Source organism: Paenibacillus sp. FSL H7-0716, assembly GCF_038002705.1.
GTDB lineage: Bacteria > Bacillota > Bacilli > Paenibacillales > Paenibacillaceae > Paenibacillus_AQ > Paenibacillus_AQ odorifer.
The window spans coordinates 275,950-297,163 of sequence record NZ_JBBODA010000006.1 but is presented as its reverse complement, the minus strand read 5'-3'; the positions used below and the strand labels follow the sequence as shown (position 1 = coordinate 297,163).

General features: G+C 45.7%; 23 protein-coding genes and 1 other annotated feature. All 23 genes read left to right on the top strand.

Translation table 11 applies throughout. The features are described from left to right. Positions 1 to 111: 111 nt before the first annotated feature. The 23 genes from radA (at position 112) to rpoB (ending at position 21,165) form a co-directional block, all read left to right on the top strand. Entirely contained in the window at positions 112 to 1,479 is a 1,368-nt protein-coding gene (gene radA, locus MHH60_RS11215) for a DNA repair protein RadA (RefSeq protein ID WP_036680472.1), read from the top strand. 13 nt (positions 1,480 to 1,492) lie between these two features. Further along, positions 1,493 to 2,569 carry a DNA integrity scanning diadenylate cyclase DisA gene (gene disA, locus MHH60_RS11210; RefSeq protein WP_036680475.1) on the top strand — a complete coding sequence of 359 codons (1,077 nt, stop codon included), beginning with the start codon at positions 1,493 to 1,495 and terminating at the stop codon, positions 2,567 to 2,569. A 64-nt stretch (positions 2,570 to 2,633) separates the two neighbouring features. Next, a complete protein-coding gene (gene pssA, locus MHH60_RS11205; RefSeq protein WP_036680477.1) occupies positions 2,634 to 3,371 on the top strand; it encodes a CDP-diacylglycerol--serine O-phosphatidyltransferase in 738 nt (245 codons plus the stop codon). Between the two features lie 178 nt (positions 3,372 to 3,549). Next, positions 3,550 to 4,638, top strand: coding sequence for a PIN/TRAM domain-containing protein (locus MHH60_RS11200; RefSeq protein WP_036680481.1), 1,089 nt, complete (start codon positions 3,550 to 3,552; stop codon positions 4,636 to 4,638). A 95-nt stretch (positions 4,639 to 4,733) separates the two neighbouring features. Then, a complete protein-coding gene (ispD, locus tag MHH60_RS11195; RefSeq protein WP_076130021.1) occupies positions 4,734 to 5,432 on the top strand; it encodes a 2-C-methyl-D-erythritol 4-phosphate cytidylyltransferase in 699 nt (232 codons plus the stop codon). Continuing rightward, the gene (gene ispF / locus MHH60_RS11190; protein WP_036680486.1) at positions 5,429 to 5,917 is read left to right on the top strand and encodes a 2-C-methyl-D-erythritol 2,4-cyclodiphosphate synthase; all 489 of its coding nucleotides are present in this window, start codon (positions 5,429 to 5,431) and stop codon (positions 5,915 to 5,917) included. The genes ispD and ispF overlap by 4 nt, the downstream gene beginning before the upstream one ends. Positions 5,918 to 5,968: 51 nt before the next feature. Further along, positions 5,969 to 7,432 (top strand): glutamate--tRNA ligase, encoded by a 1,464-nt coding sequence (gltX, locus tag MHH60_RS11185; RefSeq protein WP_036680487.1) that lies wholly within the window; start codon positions 5,969 to 5,971, stop codon positions 7,430 to 7,432. Between the two features lie 262 nt (positions 7,433 to 7,694). Beyond that, positions 7,695 to 7,946: a hypothetical protein gene (locus MHH60_RS11180; RefSeq protein WP_143766778.1), complete on the top strand. Its 252-nt coding sequence runs from the start codon at positions 7,695 to 7,697 to the stop codon at positions 7,944 to 7,946. Between the two features lie 36 nt (positions 7,947 to 7,982). Then, positions 7,983 to 8,675: a serine O-acetyltransferase gene (gene cysE, locus MHH60_RS11175; RefSeq protein WP_036680489.1), complete on the top strand. Its 693-nt coding sequence runs from the start codon at positions 7,983 to 7,985 to the stop codon at positions 8,673 to 8,675. Between the two features lie 49 nt (positions 8,676 to 8,724). Next, on the top strand, positions 8,725 to 10,131 hold the full coding sequence (gene cysS, locus MHH60_RS11170) for a cysteine--tRNA ligase (protein WP_076099625.1): 1,407 nt from the start codon (positions 8,725 to 8,727) through the stop codon (positions 10,129 to 10,131). Further along, positions 10,128 to 10,562, top strand: coding sequence for a Mini-ribonuclease 3 (locus MHH60_RS11165; RefSeq protein ID WP_076099622.1), 435 nt, complete (start codon positions 10,128 to 10,130; stop codon positions 10,560 to 10,562). The genes cysS and MHH60_RS11165 overlap by 4 nt, the downstream gene beginning before the upstream one ends. Before the next feature lie 36 nt (positions 10,563 to 10,598). Next, positions 10,599 to 11,363, top strand: a complete 765-nt coding sequence (gene rlmB / locus MHH60_RS11160; protein ID WP_036680492.1) for a 23S rRNA (guanosine(2251)-2'-O)-methyltransferase RlmB — start codon at positions 10,599 to 10,601, stop codon at positions 11,361 to 11,363. Positions 11,364 to 11,365: 2 nt separating this feature from the next. Beyond that, on the top strand, positions 11,366 to 11,887 hold the full coding sequence (locus MHH60_RS11155) for an NYN domain-containing protein (RefSeq protein WP_036680494.1): 522 nt from the start codon (positions 11,366 to 11,368) through the stop codon (positions 11,885 to 11,887). 158 nt (positions 11,888 to 12,045) lie between these two features. Further along, positions 12,046 to 12,690, top strand: a complete 645-nt coding sequence (sigH, locus tag MHH60_RS11150; protein WP_036680496.1) for an RNA polymerase sporulation sigma factor SigH — start codon at positions 12,046 to 12,048, stop codon at positions 12,688 to 12,690. Between the two features lie 391 nt (positions 12,691 to 13,081). Continuing rightward, positions 13,082 to 13,231: a 50S ribosomal protein L33 gene (gene rpmG / locus MHH60_RS11145; protein WP_076099620.1), complete on the top strand. Its 150-nt coding sequence runs from the start codon at positions 13,082 to 13,084 to the stop codon at positions 13,229 to 13,231. Positions 13,232 to 13,251: 20 nt separating this feature from the next. Then, entirely contained in the window at positions 13,252 to 13,443 is a 192-nt protein-coding gene (gene secE / locus MHH60_RS11140; RefSeq protein ID WP_036680497.1) for a preprotein translocase subunit SecE, read from the top strand. Positions 13,444 to 13,464: 21 nt separating this feature from the next. Continuing rightward, on the top strand, positions 13,465 to 13,998 hold the full coding sequence (gene nusG, locus MHH60_RS11135) for a transcription termination/antitermination protein NusG (protein WP_036680499.1): 534 nt from the start codon (positions 13,465 to 13,467) through the stop codon (positions 13,996 to 13,998). 74 nt (positions 13,999 to 14,072) lie between these two features. Beyond that, entirely contained in the window at positions 14,073 to 14,498 is a 426-nt protein-coding gene (rplK, locus tag MHH60_RS11130; RefSeq protein WP_036680502.1) for a 50S ribosomal protein L11, read from the top strand. Between the two features lie 82 nt (positions 14,499 to 14,580). Continuing rightward, entirely contained in the window at positions 14,581 to 15,273 is a 693-nt protein-coding gene (gene rplA, locus MHH60_RS11125) for a 50S ribosomal protein L1 (protein ID WP_036680504.1), read from the top strand. 67 nt (positions 15,274 to 15,340) lie between these two features. Further along, positions 15,341 to 15,493, top strand: a sequence feature (ribosomal protein L10 leader region). A gap of 64 nt (positions 15,494 to 15,557) precedes the next feature. Then, positions 15,558 to 16,061 (top strand): 50S ribosomal protein L10, encoded by a 504-nt coding sequence (rplJ, locus tag MHH60_RS11120; protein ID WP_076099619.1) that lies wholly within the window; start codon positions 15,558 to 15,560, stop codon positions 16,059 to 16,061. A 65-nt stretch (positions 16,062 to 16,126) separates the two neighbouring features. Next, positions 16,127 to 16,486, top strand: coding sequence for a 50S ribosomal protein L7/L12 (rplL, locus tag MHH60_RS11115; protein WP_036680508.1), 360 nt, complete (start codon positions 16,127 to 16,129; stop codon positions 16,484 to 16,486). 111 nt (positions 16,487 to 16,597) lie between these two features. Beyond that, a complete protein-coding gene (locus tag MHH60_RS11110) occupies positions 16,598 to 17,197 on the top strand; it encodes a class I SAM-dependent methyltransferase (RefSeq protein WP_076138439.1) in 600 nt (199 codons plus the stop codon). Positions 17,198 to 17,619: 422 nt separating this feature from the next. Continuing rightward, positions 17,620 to 21,165: a DNA-directed RNA polymerase subunit beta gene (rpoB, locus tag MHH60_RS11105; protein ID WP_038573461.1), complete on the top strand. Its 3,546-nt coding sequence runs from the start codon at positions 17,620 to 17,622 to the stop codon at positions 21,163 to 21,165. Positions 21,166 to 21,214: the final 49 nt, after the last annotated feature.

The following is a 21,214-nucleotide window of genomic DNA, read 5'->3' as shown; positions in this document are numbered from 1 at the left end:
TACATTTAATGCAAATACCGAATGACCTTTCGTTAAAGGGGTAGAAATGGTAAACTTTCATTAGAAGAAAATGATCCGAATTGTAAACAGTTCGGACCGTAAGGAGAACAAATGGCTAAAGCAAAAACAAAATTTTTTTGCACCGACTGTGGATACGAATCGCCAAAATGGTTCGGGAAATGCCCAGGGTGCCAGGCTTGGAACTCCATGGTGGAGGAAACGGAAAGCGTAGTCAAAACACAGGGAATGAATGCCCCTATTTTTCATAGTAAAGAAAAGGCACAGTCGATCATAAGTATAGAAAGTGACAAGGAACCGCGCATACTGACAGGTATAGGTGAGCTTAACCGTGTTCTCGGTGGGGGGATCGTACCAGGATCGCTGGTACTAGTAGGGGGAGACCCAGGAATCGGTAAATCTACGCTCTTATTACAGACCTCGCACGCCCTTACAACACAGGGATTGCGAGTACTGTATATCTCGGGCGAAGAATCGGTAAGGCAAACTAAGCTGCGCGCGGATCGCCTCGATGCGTTGTCAACGGAGCTTTATGTACTATGTGAGACAAATATGGAAAGCATAGAAGAAGCGATCGAACAAATCCAGCCACAATTTCTTGTCATCGATTCTATTCAGACCGTATTTATGCCAGAAGTAACGAGTGCGCCAGGCAGCGTGACCCAGGTTCGGGAGTGTACGACAAGATTTATGCGTATCGCTAAGATTCGTGGAATTGCAACAGTTCTCGTTGGTCATGTTACCAAGGAAGGGGCTATTGCTGGACCACGGATGCTTGAACATATGGTGGACTGCGTGCTGTATTTTGAGGGTGAGCGGCATCATACGTATAGACTTTTGCGGGCTGTAAAAAACCGCTTTGGCTCTACGAATGAAATCGGCATTTTCGAAATGGGTGAAGCGGGGCTTACCGAAGTAGAGAATCCATCGGAGCTCTTTTTATCGGAACGTCCGCTTGGCGTGGCTGGTTCTACTGTGGTGGCCAGTATGGAGGGAACTAGACCTGTGCTTGTAGAACTTCAGGCACTTGTTGCTGCCACCCACTTCCCTTCTCCACGGCGAATGTGCACAGGCATGGATCACCAGCGGATGGCACTTATTATCGCTGTACTCGAGAAACGGATGGGCATGTTCCTGCAGAATCAGGATGCATACCTGAATGTTGCCGGGGGAGTAAAGCTGGATGAACCGGCGATTGATCTAGCTGTAGCTATTAGTATCGCCTCCAGTTTTCGTGATATTTCAACAAAACCTTACGACGTTTTCTTCGGAGAAGTAGGACTTACCGGTGAGGTAAGAGGCGTTTCGCGCGCGGAAATGCGCGTTAAGGAGGCCGCGAAACTTGGCTTCCGGCGGGTGATTATGCCTGAGAAGAGCATGAAGGGATGGAAGCACCCGCAAGATATCCAGATTATTGGCGTCAGTACCGTAGCAGATGCACTATCGGTCGCGTTAGATTAGGGGGCACAGGGATATGAAAGAATATAACCAATTAGAGAATATGAATGATCTGCTCAGACTGGCGGCACCGGGTACACCTTTTCGGGAAGGTTTGGAGAATGTGCTGCGCGCTAAGACAGGGGCGCTTATTGTCGTAGGGTACAGTCCTGAGGTGATGGACGTAGTGGATGGCGGATTCTCCATTAACTGCGATTTTTCGCCCAATTATTTATATGAGCTAGCTAAAATGGACGGAGCTATTATTCTAAGTGAGGATTTAAAGCGTATATTGTATGCTAATACACAACTTATACCGGATTCCTCTATCTCATCCATCGAGACGGGGATCCGTCACCGGACCGCGGAGCGGGTAGCGAAGCAAACGGGTAAGCTGGTGGTTTCCATTTCACAACGCCGCAATATCATCACGCTATATCAAGGCTCGATACGTTATGCGCTCAAAGAGATCGGAGCTATTTTGGCAAAGGCTAACCAAGCGATTCAGACACTCGAGAAGTATAAAGCAGTGCTCACGCAAGGACTGACGAATTTGTCAGCTTCAGAATATGAGGGCATTGTTACCGTTGCTGAAGTAGTGGGTGTTATCCAGCGTGTAGAGATGGTTTTGCGCATAAAAATGGAGATCAAACGCTATATCAACGAATTGGGCAACGAAGGACGCCTGATCAGCATGCAGATGGAAGAACTGGTTGGAAATACAGAGGAAGAAGCATGGCTTCTATACAGAGACTATGCTAAGGAAGAGCAGGAAGATAAAATCCGTGAAATTATTGCCGGTCTCAAACGGATAAGCGATGATGATCTGATGGATGACAACCATATTGCCCGTATACTGGGTTATTCTTCTACGGCAATTACCTCTGAAGAAGTGGTGACTCCACGCGGTTATCGCCTGCTTAACAAAATTCCGCGGCTTCCGAATGTGATCATTCACAATCTGGTGGAGCGGTTTGAAATGCTGCCTAATTTGATGTCCGCAAGCATAGCTGAATTGGATGAAGTGGACGGAATTGGGGAGGTGCGGGCCCGTAATATTCAGGATGGGCTCAAACGTTTACAGAAGCAAGTTCTTATTGACAGGCAAATGTAAATAACATACAATCACGTAATATTGGGGACGTTAAAGGCCAAAGTTAGAAAATTGAGGTGAAGAAATGATACAAAAATCAATTCCGAGTCTTTTTACGATAGGTAATTTGATGCTCGGAATGTTTGGTATCATGATGGCGTTTGACGGTAAGATTAGCATGGCCGCTATCATGGTTATTATTGCTATGCTGTTAGACGGCTTAGATGGTCGAGTAGCTCGCGCTCTAAAATGCGAAAGCGAATTTGGCAAGGAGTTGGATTCCTTATCTGATGTCGTTTCTTTCGGAGTCGCACCGGCCGTTATTTTGTACGTCTCAAGCCTGCAGGATCTGAACTCTGCATTAGGCTGGACAGTAACTGCAATTTTTCCGGTGTTTGGTGCTTTGCGCTTAGCCCGTTTTAATGTTCGTCCGGGGGTTCCGGGTTATTTTATCGGTTTGCCAATTCCTGCTGCAGGTGGTGTACTGGCCACATTAGCTCTTTTTAATAAAGATGTTTCGGCTCCGTTTATGATTGTTGCTACACTGCTCTTATCCTATTTGATGGTCAGCACTGTTAAATATCCTAATTTCAAAAAGATTGGATTGCCGAAAAAAGCGGTGGTTGGAGCGCCAGTGGTTATTGTTGTTGCAGTGGCTGTAGCTGTAGTGTTCCCAGAGCAAATCGCTAAGCTGATCTTTGTCTTACTTGGAATTTACGCATTATACGGCTTTAAGCAAAATATTGATCGGTTGACAGCCAGACGCCGTCATCGTCGTCGTAGCCGTTCAGAGGATAAAGTGTATCACTCCAAGAATGGTTAATCGGCCCATAAAGGTAAGGTAACTGAATAAATTATGACCAAAGGTTTTGTCTTCCCTGGGGGATGGCAAAGCCTTTTTGCATTTCCAGCGCTACCCCAAGTTTATCGTCTTGAAAATTGGAACATACTGGTGAGGAATAGATCCATTTAGGATGAATAAAAAGGAGGTGCGTTAGGTTATGTGGAAAAAAGTGATTTTGTCTTTTGCCTTAATATGTGGTGCTTGGTCAGGTTTTTCGCTATACCATGCGCTCGAAAGAGGATTCCCCAAGGGGATGGAAAAGCTGGGTGAAAGCTTACCTGTAGAAGGAAGCATTTTATTTACGGTGCTGGGTGCCATTATTTTTTTGTTTGCGGGGTCTTTATGCGCGGAATGGGGAGGTTCAAAACTGCGGGAGGCGGTTCACTACTGTTCGCGTATTCCAATGAATGAATTAGCTGCAAGTGCAGCTGGGCTTACAGGGGGGCTTCTGTTATCTCTCTTGTTATATCCTGCAATGATCTGGCTGGGGAAAGCTGGGCAGCTGCTGCAAGTGCCGGCAACGTTAGCTTTTGGATACCTGGGACTGCGGATCGGTTTGGAGAAAAAAGAGGAGCTAGCTGCACTTTGGACATCTGGACGCTGGGGCCAAGCGGCTGAGCCGGAAGGCCGCGGGCTTGAGGAACATAAAATCCTCGACACAAGTGTTATTATCGATGGAAGAATCGCTGACATTTGTAAGACGGGATTTATTGAGGGAACCATTGTCATACCTGAATTCGTGCTTGAAGAGCTCCAGCATATTGCTGATTCTTCGGATCTGTTGAAGCGGAACCGGGGACGGCGTGGGCTTGATATTCTCAATAAAATTCAAAAAGAGCTTGATGTGAAGGTATTGATCTATGAGGGAGATTTTGAAGAAATCTCTGAGGTTGACAGTAAGTTAGTGAAGTTAGCGAAGGTACTGCAAGGTAAAGTAGTCACTAATGATTTCAACTTAAATAAGGTTTGCGAATTGCAGGGTGTTTCCGTTCTGAATATTAACGATCTGGCGAATGCTGTGAAGCCTGTAGTGCTGCCTGGTGAGGAAATCGTAGTTCAGGTCATTAAGGATGGCAAAGAGCATGGGCAAGGTGTAGCCTACTTAGACGATGGAACGATGATTGTTGTAGAGGGCGGACGGGAATATATCGGGACTACGATGGAGGTTCTGGTCACTAGCGTGCTGCAAACTTCGGCTGGCCGAATGATATTTGCTAAGCCAAAACTTTTAGAAAAAGCGCAATAAGTGAAGATAAAGTGTATGGGGACTGTCCTATGGGTTGGAAATGCCCGCCAAACACGTTATGATGGGATTATACGTGAAAGACAGGAGCCAGATTAATGTCAAACAGTGTGGGCGTCGTCATTGTGGCGGCAGGCAGAGGAACGCGAATGGGAACTGCGGAGAGCAAGCAATATTTGTTACTGCAGGGGAAGCCGATTATCGTTCATACGCTGGAGGTATTCCAGCAGCACGAATTGATCTCTGAAATCGTGCTCGTAACCGGTGAAGAGGATATTGAACGCTGCCGGGAATGGATACAGCTCTATAAGCTGGACAAGGTTAAGGCTATAGTAACTGGTGGATCTGAGCGTCAGCATTCCGTACATAAAGGGTTGTTGAAACTTACGACACAGTGGGTAATGGTACATGATGGTGTTCGTCCGTTTGTACAGCCGAATGAAATTGAGGCTTGCTACGAACGAGCGAAGCAGATGGGTGCTTCGGTTCTTGCTGTACCCGTCAAGGATACGATCAAACAGGTGGATAATGAAGGACAAGTACTGTCTACGCCGGATCGGCGAAGTCTGTGGGCGATTCAAACCCCGCAGACTTTTCGTCTTTCTGATTTGCTGGAGGCTTATGCAGCGGCGGAACGGGATGGCTTTCTGGGCACCGATGACTCCAGCTTGGCGGAGCGTGCGGGGATTCCGGTTTCTGTGGTTGAGGGAAGCTACAGAAATATTAAGATTACGACACCTGACGATTTGGATTATGCAGAATTCACAGAAAGAAACAGGGGAGAGGGACAATCATGATCGCTGTAGGACAAGGATTTGATGTGCATCAGCTGGTAGAGGGCAGGCCTTGTATTATTGGGGGAGTTACGATTCCTTACGAAAAAGGATTGCTTGGGCATTCCGATGCAGATGTGCTGCTGCATGCAGTTAGTGACGCGATTCTAGGCGCACTTGGACTTGGTGATATTGGCAGACATTTTCCGGATACAGATCCAGCCTTTAAGGACGCAGATAGCTTGAAATTATTAGAAGAGGTATGGGCACTTGCTCGTGAGCGAGGATATAAGCTGGGAAATATTGATTCAACAATTATCGCCCAAAAGCCTAAGATGGCTCCGTACATTCCACAAATGACCGAGATTATCGCACGTGCGCTTAATGCCGACCCGTCCAAGGTGAATGTTAAAGCTACTACAACTGAGCAGCTTGGTTTTGCCGGACGCGGCGAAGGAATTGCCGCACAATCTATTGTCTGTCTACTCCAAGATGTGATATCATCTTGAGATGGTCTAAGTAGTAAATTAAGTTCAACCATATGAAGCGGAGGGAATACAATGACGGATGAAGTCCGGGTGCGTTACGCACCGAGCCCTACGGGACATTTACATATAGGTAACGCCAGAACGGCGCTGTTTAACTATCTGTTCGCCCGTAATAAAGGCGGTAAATTCATTATCAGAATTGAAGATACAGACGTAAAGCGCAATGTCGCTGGTGGTGAAGAGAGCCAGCTTAAGTATTTGAAATGGCTGGGTATGGATTGGGATGAGAGCGTTGATGTTGGCGGAGAGTACGGACCTTACCGTCAGACAGAACGTCTTGACTTATATCGTGTACATTGGCAGGATTTGCTGGACAGAGGTTTGGCTTACCGCTGCTATTGCACAGAGGAAGAGCTGGAAGCGGAACGTGAAGAACAGACTGCCCGCGGAGAAACCCCTCGTTATTCTGGCAAACACCGTGATCTGACTGAAGAGCAACGTCTAGCTTTTGAAGCTGAGGGACGAGTGGCTAGCATTCGCTTCCGTGTGCCAGAAGATCGTACGTATGCGTTTGATGATCTCGTAAAAGGCAGTATTTCTTTTGACACAAAAGAAATGGGTGACTTTGTTATTGTGAAGAAGGACGGAATTCCGACCTATAACTTCGCGGTAGCTGTTGATGATCATCTGATGGCTATTACCCACGTATTGCGTGGAGAAGACCATATTTCCAACACACCCCGCCAGCTTATGATCTATGAAGCGCTTGGCTGGGAGCCACCTTTATTTGGTCACATGACGCTTATTGTTGGCGACAACCACAAGAAGCTCAGCAAACGGGATGAATCCGTTATTCAGTTTATCGAGCAATATGATGAATTGGGTTACTTGCCTGAGGCCCTGGTTAACTTCATTTCTCTGCTTGGCTGGTCTCCAGAGGGAGAAGAAGAGATCTTCAGTAAAGAAGAACTTATTTCTATTTTTGATGCGGACCGTTTGTCCAAAAGCCCGGCTGTATTTGATAAAAACAAGCTGGCGCATCTGAATAATCATTATATTAAGCATGCTGATCCTAAACGGATCTCTGCACTAGCTATTCCGCATTTGCAAAAAGCGGGTAAAATACCTGCTGAGCTGAATGAAGAGCAACAAGCATGGGCGGAAAGCCTTGTCGCGTTGTATCAAGAGCAGATGACTGCAGCTTCTGACATCGTGGCGCTATCGGAACTGTTCTTCCGTAGTCACCTAGAGTTAGAGACGGAAGCAGCGCAGGTTCTGGCTGAAAGCCAAGTTCCTGAGGTATTGTCTGCTTTTCTGGCTAAGGTTGAAGCCTGTCAGGATTTCAGTGCAAGCAACATGGCTGTTCTGATTAAGGAAGTACAGAAAGAAACAGGTCATAAGGGCAAAGCACTCTTTATGCCAATTCGTGTGGCTCTGACCGGACAAACGCACGGACGTGATCTTAATATAACCATTGCTTTGCTCGGCAAAAACCGGGTCATAGAACGTTTGAAATCACAAATTAAGGGCGCTTAAGGTCGTATTTCATACGACAAAACCCCCTTGTCAGTATCTTGTCTTTTGCGCTAAGATAGAATTATATGATAATAGCTGTGATCAGGAGAAGTACGTCCATTGAAGACAATTGCCAGAGAGAATAACCGAGAAAGGGACACCCTTTCGGGCTGGGAGTTATTCATTTGTCCGGGGCAGAACATGCGCCTGTGAGCTGCACGGTTGAATGACCTTTTTAAGGCTCATTAGATCGCGCCGGGAACGTCGCCGTTAATGATGCCAAGTGGAACGAAGAAATTCTGCCGTTTGTAACAATAGCGGCTCATTTGATTCGTTCAAGCAGAGTGGAACCGCGGTTAAACGTCTCTGCAGCATTATGCTGCAGGGGCGTTTTTTGTCTAAATATAAGCAAAAAATGTTCAGTCAATACTCTTTGTCTTATATTTCTTCAGATAACAAACCAAGCGAACGCTCACAGCATATGTATGATAAGGATGATGGGCCTGGAGACAATACCTTTCTTGTGTACCTGTAAACAGGAGATAAGGAAGTTAAGAAGAGAGGAACCGTGATGTTTAAGCATATTAAGTCGGACATTCGGGCGGTATTTGATAACGACCCTGCTGCCCGCAGCTGGTTCGAGGTTGTCTTCACATATGCCGGCTTGCACGCCATTTGGGGTCACCGGATCGCCCACTCTTTTTTCAAACGCCGCTGGTATACAATGGCCCGTATGGTTTCGCAGTTTAGCAGATTTATGACTGGTGTTGAGATCCATCCTGGAGCTGTCATCGGAAATAGGCTGTTTATCGACCATGGTATGGGGATAGTTATTGGAGAAACCTGCGAAATCGGTGATGATGTTATAATCTATCAAGGGGTTACGCTTGGAGGAACAGGAAAAGAAAAAGGTAAGCGTCATCCCACGGTCGGCAACAATGTAGTTATTGGTTCCGGTGCGAAGGTTTTAGGATCTTTTCGTATTGGTGACAATTCAAATATAGGTTCGAATGCTGTTGTGTTGCGTGAAGTGCCTAACAACAGTACAGTAGTAGGGAATCCAGGTCGTGTGGTAAAACGTAATGGAGAACGGGTATCCGATCGGCTCGATCATACGAAGATGCCTGACCCGCTTGTCGATTCATTGCGGTTTTTGCAGAAAGAAATCGAAGAAATTAGGGAAAAGCTTGGCGCAGAAGATAAACAAAAAACCGCACAGCGGATAGCAGAAGCTCAGCAGTATATTGGTGACTATGAAATTTAAGCATCCCGGTATTAAGGAATCCGGAAGAACAGAAAGGGCTGGAATAAGGATGGCTTTACAAATATATAACACAATGACACGCAGCAAGGAGCAGTTTGTGCCCCAGGAGCCGGGCAAAGTTAAGATGTATGTGTGTGGTCCAACCGTTTATGGATATATGCATATCGGAAATGCTAGACCAATAATTGTTTTTGATATGGTCCGGAATTACTTGGAGCAGTTAGGTAATGAGGTGCGTTATGTTACGAATTTCACGGATGTCGATGATAAACTGATTCGCAAAGCCGAAGAAATGAACACTACTGTAGCAGAGGTAGCGGAAACTTTCATTGCTGCTTACCGTGAGGATCTGGAAGGGCTTGGTGTTAAACCGGCAACCTTGAATCCCCGTGTAACGGAAAGCATGGAGCTGATCATTGGATTTATTAAAGAGCTTGAGGAAAAAGGATACGCATACGAAAGCGGCGGCGATGTATATTACCGCACTTCAAAATTTGAAGACTACGGTAAATTATCTCGTCAGAATTTGGATGAGCTGCAGTTTGGTATCCGTGTTGAGGTGGACTCACGTAAGGAAAAACCGGAGGATTTTGTGCTTTGGAAAGCAGCCAAACCTGGTGAAGTGCACTGGAGTAGCCCTTGGGGAGACGGACGTCCCGGCTGGCATATTGAATGCTCGGCTATGGCGCGCGAGTTCTTGGGAGATACGATTGATATCCATGGTGGTGGACAAGATTTGCAGTTCCCGCATCATGAATGCGAATGCGCTCAGACCGAAGCTCTGACTGGTAAACCACTCTCTAATTACTGGATGCATAATGGATTCATCAACATCGGGGACGAGAAAATGTCGAAATCGCTCGGGAATGGCTGGCTTGTAAAAGATATCCGTGAGCGTTTTAAAGCAGGAGCTATCCGCTATTTCATGCTATCGACCCATTACCGTAACCCGCTGAATTTCTCAGAGGAATCTATGACTTCCGCCGAAAAGAGCGTTGAACGGATCACGCTTGCAGAGAGTAACGTTAAACATCGGCTTGAACTCGCTGCTGATGGTGCTCAAGGTGAGGTCAACTCAGAGATTAATGATAAGCTGTCGGCTATAGTGGCCAATTTCCATGCTAGAATGCAGGATGACTTTAATACGCCTGATGCGATCACGGCTATGTTCGATTGGGTGAGCCTGGCAAACCATACGCTTGCGAATAACGAGGCTGCTCCTGCTGATTTTGCTGCATTACTGCAAGCATTTGGCGAAATGAATGCTGTGCTGCGTTTGACGCCTGAACTAGAAGAGGAAATTGCAAGTGAAGAAGTTGAACGGTTAATCGCCGAGCGGGTTGAAGCTCGTAAGAATAAGAATTGGAGCCGGTCTGACGAGATCCGTGATGAATTAGGCCGCTTGGGCATATTGCTTGAGGATACTCCACAGGGAATGCGGTGGCGTCGTAAATGAGTGAGGAACGCAAGTTTGATAACGGATGGTTTCCTTATGAGCCTTCCAAACCTGCGCGACTACTTTCGCCTATTGTTCTAGCTTATGTAGGAGATGCTATCTATGAGGTGGCTGTTCGCCAGTATTTAGTATCTCTTCCGAATTTGCGTCCGAACCATTTGCATCGTTCTGCTACAGGGCTGGTATCCGCTAAAGCACAGTGTGCAATTCTGAACTTTTTGGAGCCTAGTCTCACGGAAGAGGAGAAGGATGTCGCCCGTCAGGGGAGAAATGCGAAATCGGGAAGTGTTCCTAAGAATGCGGATGTGCTTGAATACCGTCATGCTACAGCTTTTGAGTGCTTGATTGGTCACTTGTACTACACAGGACAACAGGAGAGAATAGAAGAAATTGTGCACAAGGGTATACAGTTTATGTTGAAACAGCCGTGATAGGCTTTGGCGAAATAGAAAATAGGAGAAGTGAACATGGAAGAAGAATTGAAGACTGAAGAGGAAATATTGGCAGGGAAGCATTCTGTGCTTGAAGCGCTTCGCGCTGGTCGTACATTAAATAAAATTTGGATCGCAGAGACAGCCCAGAAGCATCTGACAGCACCCATCGTTGCCGAAGCCCGGAAAGCGGGAATTGTCATTCAGCATGTGGACAAGCGTAAGCTGGATCAACTGGCACCAGGCGTGCAGCATCAAGGGGTGGTTGCACAAGCGGCACCATTTGCCTATGTTGAAGTGGATGATCTGTTAGCTATAGCAGAAGCCAAAGGAGAACCGGCATTCCTTATTTTGCTTGATGAAATTGAAGATCCTCATAACCTGGGCTCGATTCTGCGGACGGCGGATTGTACTGGAGTACATGGGGTAATCGTACCTAAACGCCGTTCGGCTCAGATAACTGCGACCGTGTCCAAAACATCCGCGGGTGCTGTGGAGTATGTTCCGGTTGCCCGGGTTACAAACCTGGGTCAGACTATTGACCGTCTAAAAGAGCAGGGAGTCTGGGTAGTAGGAACAGACGTGGATACCGATCAGAATCTATACCAATCCGACATTTTCACGGGTCCGGTAGCTGTTGTAATCGGCAATGAGAATAAAGGAATGGGACGCCTGATTCGTGAAAAATGTGATGTACTTCTTAAGCTGCCGATGGCCGGAAAGATCAATTCATTAAATGCCTCTGTCGCCGCAGGAGTCATTATGTATGAAGTGATACGCCGCCGGCAACTGCAGGGATAGCTATGGCCGACTGGCGCGATGTGCTGCTTGTGGATGGATATAACATGATCGGTGGCTGGCCGGAACTTGTGGCACTGTCCCAGATTGGTATGCAGGAAGCACGCGACCGCTTGATGGATTTGCTGGCAGATTACCAGGCTTTCTCTGGACGAAGAGTTATTGCTGTTTTTGATGCATACCGTGTTCCGGGGTTGGGAAGGTCTTTTGTCCAGGGGAAGGTCCAGGTGTACTTCACCAAGGAAAAAGAAACCGCAGATGAATGCATTGAGCGACTGGTTGGGGAATATAGCAATCGGCGCCGGCAGATCTATGTGGCTACGAGTGATTTTATAGAGCAGCATATTATTTTTGCACAAGGTGCATTGCGAATTTCGGCAAGGGAATTGCATCTGGAAATTGAAGAGAACCAGAAACAAGTAAAAAAAGCTATTGAACCTGGTGGTGTCAGTTCTACTCGTCATTCGTTGGAAGACAAACTGCCTCCCGATGTGCGCAGTAAGTTGGAAAAATGGCGCAGACAGTGAGATTGAGGAAGAATCAGGAAATATTTTATTCCAATTTATGCTATTCTAGATTGATTTTGGACAAACTCCGGTTGACGGTGGAAGGTAACATAATATATACTGATCCTATATTTCGCGAAGTAACGATGTGTCTTGCGTTGCAGCCGGGGGGATTCTTGGTGAGTGTCGACCTCAAGGAAATAATGCTGTCTGAGTATGATTTCATAAGTGATGAAGATATTGTCGAGGCTTTCCGTGGTGGCGACAGTGGCGCATTAGAACATTTGATTAATAAATACCGTAACTTTGTACGTGCTAAAGCCCGCTCTTATTTCTTGATCGGGGCAGACCGTGAAGATATTGTACAAGAAGGAATGATTGGTCTATACAAGGCTATTCGTGACTTTAAAGGTGACAAGCTCTCTTCATTCAAGGCTTTTGCTGAGCTCTGCATTACACGACAGATTATAACGGCTATTAAGACGGCCACTCGTCAGAAACATATTCCGCTGAACTCTTATGTTTCCTTGGACAAGCCCATTTATGACGAAGATTCTGATAGAACACTTATGGATGTCATTTGTGGAACACAGGTTCTAGATCCAGAAGAGCTAATTATTAATCAAGAAGAATTCATTGGTCTTGAAGATAAGATGGCGGAGATTCTAAGTGACTTGGAGCGCAAGGTTCTGATGTTGTATTTAGACGGAAGATCCTATCAAGAGATTGCTGAAGATCTTAAGCGGCATGTAAAGTCTATTGATAACGCTCTACAACGAGTAAAAAGGAAATTAGAAAGATATCTAGAAGTACGTGACAATTGATGATATAATGAACAAGAGAGGGCTCGGACATCGAGTTCTTTTTTTTAGTCTTTTTGAAATCACTCGGATAGAATTAGGTGCTTGCACCATAAATTACTATTTGAGCCGATTTTAGTCGTTGCCGTTGAAGGTAGGTTTATACACAGACGGAATACCCCATAATGGTAAGGAAGACAGCGAAGTGTGAGGAAGAGATAGACCCAAAGACAGGGTACGGCCATATGACTACTAAACCCGGAATTACCCAGTGCAGAACGGAATTCTTTCGTTGACACAGACCTTGACATTATGCTAAAGTGTTTTAGGTAGGCCTAAATTCGCGGCTTTTTTTTAGGATCAATATTTGCGTCTTCTAATGTGAATTAGAAGGACGTCTCGGGAGGTGCACATCATGCGGGTAATTATCACTTTGGCTTGTACAAGTTGCAAACAAAGAAACTATGCGACTACCAAAAACAAGCGAAATCACCCCGACCGCATGGAGATGAAGAAATTTTGCAAGTATTGTAACTCGCAAACTCCTCATCGCGAAACCAGATAGTCTGTGGAGGTGTAGTCGGCATGAAACGTAGTTTCAAGTCTATGTTTTCCTTTTTCACTGAGAGCTGGAGTGAACTCAAAAAAGTTCGCTGGCCAAGTCGTAAAGAATTGACCAACTATACATTGATCGTTCTCGGTACGATTGTAGTTGTCGCTATTTACTTCTGGGTTCTGGACATCGGTATTTCCGCTGTGATTGAAGCGATTATTTAGAGAGGTCCCAGGTGGCTTGATATGGAAAAAAGATGGTATGTCGTTCATACCTATTCTGGGTATGAGAATAAGGTCAAAGCCAATTTGGAGAAGCGCGTTGAGTCCATGGGCATGGAAGACAAAATATTCCGCGTTCTTGTTCCTATGGAAGAAGAAATCGTAAACAAAGACGGTAAGAAAAAAACCGTTATGCGTAAAGTTTACCCCGGATATGTTTTGGTGGAAATGGTTCAGACTGATGATTCCTGGTATGTTGTCCGCAATACTCCGGGCGTTACTGGATTTGTTGGTTCGACAGGCTCAGGGTCTAAACCAACAGCTTTGCTTCCGGAAGAGGTAGAACAAATTCTGAAGCATATGGGCATGGTTGAACCTAAAGCGAAGATTGATTTCGAAATCAAGGAATCCGTACGTATTATGGTTGGTCCGTTTGCGAATTTTGTGGGCTCCGTGGAAGAAATTTTGGCTGACAAGAGCAAGATCAAAGTGCATGTTAACATGTTTGGACGGGAAACCCCGCTAGAGTTGGATTTCACTCAAGTGGAGAAAATATAACATAAGCTAGGGTTTCTTGTGGGAGAGCGCTATTGGCGTTCGAAGACCACTATTTTTGCAAGGAGGTGTCACTCATGGCTAAAAAAGTTATTAAAATGGTGAAACTGCAGATTCCTGCAGGGAAAGCGAATCCAGCGCCTCCAGTAGGTCCGGCGTTAGGTCAAGCAGGTGTCAACATCATGGCATTCTGTAAGGAATTTAATGCTCGTACTGCCGACCAGGCTGGCTTGATCATTCCGGTTGAAATTACAGTATTTGAAGACCGTTCCTTTACTTTCATCACTAAAACTCCTCCGGCTGCTGTTCTGCTTCGCATCGCTGCTAAAGTAGAAAAAGGATCCGGCGAACCAAACAAGAAAAAAGTAGCAAAAATCGGCCGCGCTGCGGTACGTGAAATTGCTGAAACAAAAATGCCTGACCTTAACGCTGCAACTGTTGAAGCTGCAATGCGTATGGTTGAAGGTACTGCTCGCAGTATGGGTATCACAATCGAAGACTAGTAGTTTTCGAAGAATCGGTCATTCGTGACCCGCAAGTATGTGGGAGGAATTTCCGCTAACACCACAAAGGAGGAACATTTTCATGGCTAAACATGGTAAGAAATACCAAGAAGCTGCTAAGCTGATCAACAGCGAAGCAACTTACGAGCCTTCAGAAGCTGTAGAGCTTGTGAAAAAGGCAGCGACTGCTAAGTTCGACGAAACCGTTGAAGCAGCAGTTCGTCTGGGTGTAGACCCGCGTAAACAAGACCAAGCAGTTCGTGGTGTTGTTGTCCTGCCTCACGGCACTGGTAAAACACAACGCGTGCTTGTATTTGCAAAAGGTGAAAAAGCGAAAGAGGCAGAAGCTGCTGGCGCTGATTTTGTTGGTGATCAAGACATGATCAACAAAATTCAACAAGGCTGGTTTGAATTTGATGTCTGCGTAGCTACACCTGATATGATGAGTGAAGTCGGTAAACTGGGTCGTCTGCTTGGTGGTAAAGGTCTTATGCCTAACCCTAAAGCTGGCACAGTTACATTCGATGTTTCCAAGGCTGTGCAAGAAATCAAAGCCGGTAAAATCGAATACCGTCTCGACAAAGCAGGTCAAATTCACGCGCCAATCGGCAAAGTGTCCTTTGATGCTGCACAATTGAACGATAACCTTAAAGCTCTTATCGACGCTTTGAACCGTGCGAAACCAGCTGCTGCTAAAGGTGTATACCTTAAAGGCATCTCGATTTCTTCCACAATGGGACCTAGCGCTCGTGTGAACACAACCGTCTTCAGATAGTTAAGGGTTGACTCTTTGAGTCAATTTTGATAATCTATAACAGTTGTGAAACTTAAGGTATCAATCTTAACCTTGAATATGCTTACCGTAGACAGTAGGTGCCTTAGTGCTTAATTTCCTACCGAGGTGTTGTGATAGAAACAAGAAGTAACGAGCTTGCTCGTATAACTTTCGTTTTATCAAGCCTTCGTGATTCTGCGGAGGCTTTTCTACTGCCTGCGTAGGAGCGGTGAAGCTTTCCTTGGAAAGAACGCCGACACATAAATTTTCAGGAGGTGTATACATTGGCAAATGCAAAAGTAATTCAAGCAAAACAAGACGCGGTTGACGTCGTTACTGCAAAACTGCAAAACAGTCTTTCGACTGTTGTAGCTGACTACCGTGGATTGAACGTTTCCCAAGTGACTGAACTGCGTAAGCAACTTCGTGAAGCTGGCGTTGAGTTTCAAGTCCTGAAGAACACATTGCTACGTCGCGCAACTGCTGCGGCTGAGTTGAGTGAATTGGATGAAGTTTTGACTGGTCCAACAGCTATCGCATTCAGCACAACTGATGCAGTAGCACCAGCTAAAATTTTGAACGATTTCGCCAAGAAAAACGACGCTTTGAAATTGAAAGGCGGCGTAGTTGAAGGTCGTGTCATTGACGCGGAACAACTGAAAGCACTGGCTGAGCTTCCATCCCGCGATGGTTTGCTGTCCATGCTGCTTAGCGTACTTCAAGCTCCAATGCGCAACTTCGCGCTTGCAGTTAAAGCTGTTGCTGAAAAAGAAGAACAAAGCGCGTAAGCCTTTGACTCTTGCAGCATAATCAATACCACAAATAAATTTAAATATAAAATGGAGGTTCAATCATGAGTAAAGAAGCAATCTTGGAAGCAATTAAAGGCATGAGCGTATTGGAACTGAACGACCTGGTTAAAGCAATTGAAGAAGAATTCGGCGTAACTGCAGCAGCTCCAGTAGCAGCTGGCGGTGCGGTAGCAGCAGTAGCTGAAGAGCAATCCGAATTTGACGTAATTTTGACAGGCGCTGGCGCTTCCAAAATCAACGTTATCAAAATCGTTCGCGAAATCACTGGTCTTGGCTTGAAAGAAGCTAAAGATCTTGTAGACAACGCACCAAAAGCAATCAAAGAAAAAGTAAGCAAAGACGAAGCCGAAGCTACTAAAGCAAAATTGGAAGAAGCAGGCGCAGCTGTAGAAGTGAAGTAATTCCTTCTATTACTGAAAACCCCTTGAACTTGTTCAAGGGGTTTGTTTTATAAATAGAGTTAGTAGGGCGTATACACCAACTGCTAACATAATAGGAAAGGGAGGAAAGAGATGTCGCAACATTATTATTCGCAGCAGCCGGATGTACGTCATGACAGACGTAGCATTGATACCGTACTAAGAGGCAAAAGCTTTCGTTTTACGAGCGATGCCGGTGTATTCTCTAAAGGAGACATCGATTACGGTAGCCGAGTTCTTATTGAAGCTATGATAATTCCGGACGGTTCAGCGGTGCTTGATGTAGGTTGTGGTTATGGGCCTATTGGCATAAGTGCAGCATACCTAGCTCCCAAAGGACATGTAACCATGATTGATATTAACAGTCGTGCGGTAGAACTGGCGCGTGAGAATGCTCAGCACAATGGAATCCGGAATGTTACGATAATGGAAAGCGATGTGCTCGGCGCATTGAATGAGCAGCAGAAGTTCGATGTGATTCTAACTAATCCTCCGATTCGTGCAGGAAAAGCTGTAGTGCATAAGATTTTTGAAGATGCGTATGAACATTTAAATGAGGGTGGCTATCTGTGGATTGTGATTCAGAAGAAGCAGGGTGCTCCATCCGCAGTGGCAAAACTAGAAAGCTTGTTCTCAATGGTGGAAGAAGTGGGGAAAGACAAAGGCTATCGTATTATTAAAGCGCAAAAATAAAATACAATAGGTTATTGACATGTGATAGTGATAATGGTATTATTATAAAATGTCAGTATTAAGATAGGCTCCATGTCTTTAGTTTGCTGAAATGTCAAGCAATATATTGTCGCCCGGCTAGCGCATGCCGCACGGCAAGTTTTTGCGAGTTGGTTGTCTATGCTCTAACGTAGCAAATGCTGCGTGATAATAGATAATAGCGCATGAACTATTGCTTGGTGACGTATAATATGTACGTTTTGGGCAAATCTACTTGATAAGGAGTATTTTGGTCATGGATAAATGCGCTCTTTTTTCGAAGATTTCGATAAGGGCTTTTCTTTTATTTATGACTGAATCCTTGTAGTATGGTTCCATTATACGGTTCCAAACAAGGGTTCGCAATCAATTTTTAAGTGAGTAGACATGAGGGGTGAGTAAAGTTGGCAGGACATCTTGTTCAGTATGGTCGACGCACTCGGCGGAGCTATGCGAGAATTAACGAGGTACTCGAGGTCCCGAACCTGATCGAGATCCAACAAAAATCTTATGATTGGTTTTTGGAGGAAGGATTGCGGGAAATGTTTCAGGACATCTCGCCGATCCAGGATTTCACAGGTAATTTGGTACTAGAGTTCATTGATTACAGCCTGGGTGAACCGAAATATACGGTTGACGACGCTAAAGAGCGGGACGTAACGTATGCGGCTCCTCTGCGTGTAAAGGTGCGGCTCATTAATAAAGAGACCGGTGAGGTTAAAGAGCAGGAAGTGTTCATGGGAGATTTCCCGCTGATGACGGAGACCGGCACTTTTATTATTAATGGTGCGGAACGGGTTATTGTCAGCCAGTTGGTTCGCTCTCCAAGCGTCTATTTCAGCACAAAAGTGGATAAGAACGGCAAAAAAACCTACACCGCCACAGTAATCCCGAACCGCGGAGCCTGGTTGGAACTTGAAACCGACGCTAAGGACATTATGTATGTTCGTATCGATCGGACTCGTAAAATTCCTGTTACCGTACTTTTGCGTGCTCTCGGTTTCGGTAGTGATGCCGAAATTCTGGAATTGCTTGGCAATGATGAATATATTCGCAATACGCTGGATAAAGACAACACGGACTCCACGGAGAAGGCGCTTATTGAAATTTATGAGCGTTTGCGTCCGGGCGAACCGCCGACACTAGACAATGCCAAAAGTTTGCTGGTTGCGCGTTTCTTTGATCCAAAACGCTACGACCTAGCTAATGTAGGCCGTTACAAAATCAATAAAAAGCTACACATTAAGAACCGTCTTTTCAATCAACGTCTTGCTCAGCCTTTGGTTGACGACTCTACTGGAGAAATCCTGGCAGAATCCGGCCAAATGGTCGATCGTAGACTGCTTGATGAATTGATTCCATATTTCGAAAAGAATGTTGCCTTTAAAAACTACCGTGTTACTGGCGGAGTTATGGACAGCGAAGATATTCCTCTTCAAACAATTGACGTGTTCTCGCCAATTGAAGAAGGCCGGGTTATCAAGCTGATTGCTAACGGCAACATCGACAAATCTGTTAAGCATATTACTCAAGCTGATATTATATCCTCAATCAGCTACTTTATTAATTTGCTTCACGGAATTGGCAATACCGATGATATCGACCACTTGGGTAACCGTCGTTTGCGTTCTGTAGGTGAACTCTTGCAGAATCAGTTCCGTATCGGTTTGTCCCGGATGGAACGTGTTGTACGTGAAAGAATGTCGATTCAGGATGCTAATGCGATTACGCCTCAGGCTCTGATCAATATTCGTCCGGTCATCGCGTCTATTAAAGAGTTCTTCGGTAGCTCCCAGCTGTCTCAATTTATGGATCAGACGAACCCACTTGCGGAACTTACGCATAAACGTCGTCTGTCCGCTCTCGGACCTGGTGGTTTGACACGTGAACGCGCGGGCTTTGAAGTTCGTGACGTCCATCACAGTCACTACGGTCGGATGTGTCCAATTGAAACGCCGGAAGGTCCAAACATCGGGTTGATCAACTCCTTGTCCACCTTTGCCCGCATCAATGAATACGGCTTTATTGAAGCTCCGTATCGTTGGGTGGATCCGAAGACTGGTAAGGTGACTGAGCAAATTGACTATCTGACTGCTGATGAGGAAGATAATTATGTAGTTGCTCAGGCTAACGTGTTGATCGAAGAAGATGGCACCTTTAAAGAAGATATGGTAATCGTTCGTTACAACAAAGACTCAGACAACATTACAACGATGCCAAGTAATCGTGTCGATTACATGGATGTTTCGCCTAAACAGGTTGTATCTGTCGCTACGGCGCTCATTCCGTTCCTTGAGAACGATGACTCCAACCGCGCACTGATGGGATCTAACATGCAACGTCAAGCCGTTCCGCTTCTAATTCCAAAAGCTCCGCTGGTCGGAACAGGGATGGAACATAAATCCGCTAAGGATTCTGGCGTATGTATCGTTTCCAAGTATGACGGTATTATCGAACGTTCTTCAGCTAATGAAATTTGGCTGCGTCGCGTTGAGACTGTCGAAGGCAAGGAAGTTAAAGGCGATATCGTTAAATATAAATTACACAAATTTATGCGTTCTAACCAAGGTACCTGTATTAACCAACGTCCTCTAGCTAAAAGAGGGGACATTGTTAAGAAAGGTGATATCCTGGCAGACGGTCCTTCCACAGAAATGGGCGAACTTGCTCTTGGCCGTAACGTAGTCGTTGCGTTCATGACTTGGGAAGGTTACAACTACGAGGATGCGATCCTGTTAAGTGAAAAGCTGGTTAAGGAAGATGTATATACTTCGATTCATATCGAAGAATACGAATCTGAAGCTCGTGACACTAAACTGGGACCTGAAGAAATTACGCGCGATATTCCGAACGTCGGCGAAGAAGCTCTGCGCAATCTTGATGAGCGCGGAATCATCCGCATCGGTGCGGAAATCAGCGCTGGTGACATTCTGGTGGGTAAGGTTACTCCTAAGGGTGTAACTGAACTGACAGCAGAAGAACGTCTCCTGCACGCTATCTTTGGTGAGAAAGCTCGTGAAGTACGGGATACCTCTTTACGCGTTCCTCATGGTAGTGATGGTATTATCGTGGACGTTAAAGTTTTTACACGTGAGAACGGCGATGAGCTGCCTCCGGGTGTAAATCAATTGGTTCGTGTCTACATCGCTCAGAAACGTAAGATCTCTGAGGGTGACAAGATGGCCGGACGTCACGGTAACAAGGGTGTCGTTGCCCGTATCCTGCCAGAAGAAGATATGCCGTTCCTTCCGGACGGTACGCCAGTACAGGTTGTTCTTAACCCTCTAGGCGTTCCTTCTCGTATGAACATCGGACAGGTGCTTGAGGTCCATATTGGTATGGCCGCATTGCGTCTGGGAATTCACATTGCAACGCCGGTATTTGACGGAGCGCGTGAGTACGACGTGTTTGATACGATGGAAGAAGCAGGTATGCAGCGTAATGGTAAAACCGTACTGTATGATGGTCGTACAGGTGAACGCTTCGAACGTGAAGTTACTGTTGGTGTCATGCACATGATCAAACTGGCGCACATGGTTGATGATAAGATTCACGCCCGTTCAACAGGACCTTACTCACTAGTTACGCAACAACCATTGGGTGGTAAAGCTCAATTTGGTGGACAGCGTTTCGGGGAGATGGAAGTGTGGGCGCTTGAAGCTTACGGTGCTGCATATACATTGCAAGAAATTTTGACCGTGAAATCCGATGACGTGGTTGGTCGCGTGAAGACGTACGAATCCATTGTCAAAGGTGAAAATGTACCGGAACCAGGTGTTCCTGAGTCGTTCAAGGTATTGATCAAAGAACTGCAGTCCCTGGGTATGGATGTTAAGATTCTTAGCGGTGACGAGCAGGAAATTGAAATGAGAGAATTGGACGATGAGGACGAGACGTCAGGCGACAAACTAAGCCTCAATTTAGAAGGTTCAGAAGTCGGAGTAGAATAATCAAGCTGGAGCTTAAAAGTTCCATTTTATAAAGGACCGCACGCCCTCT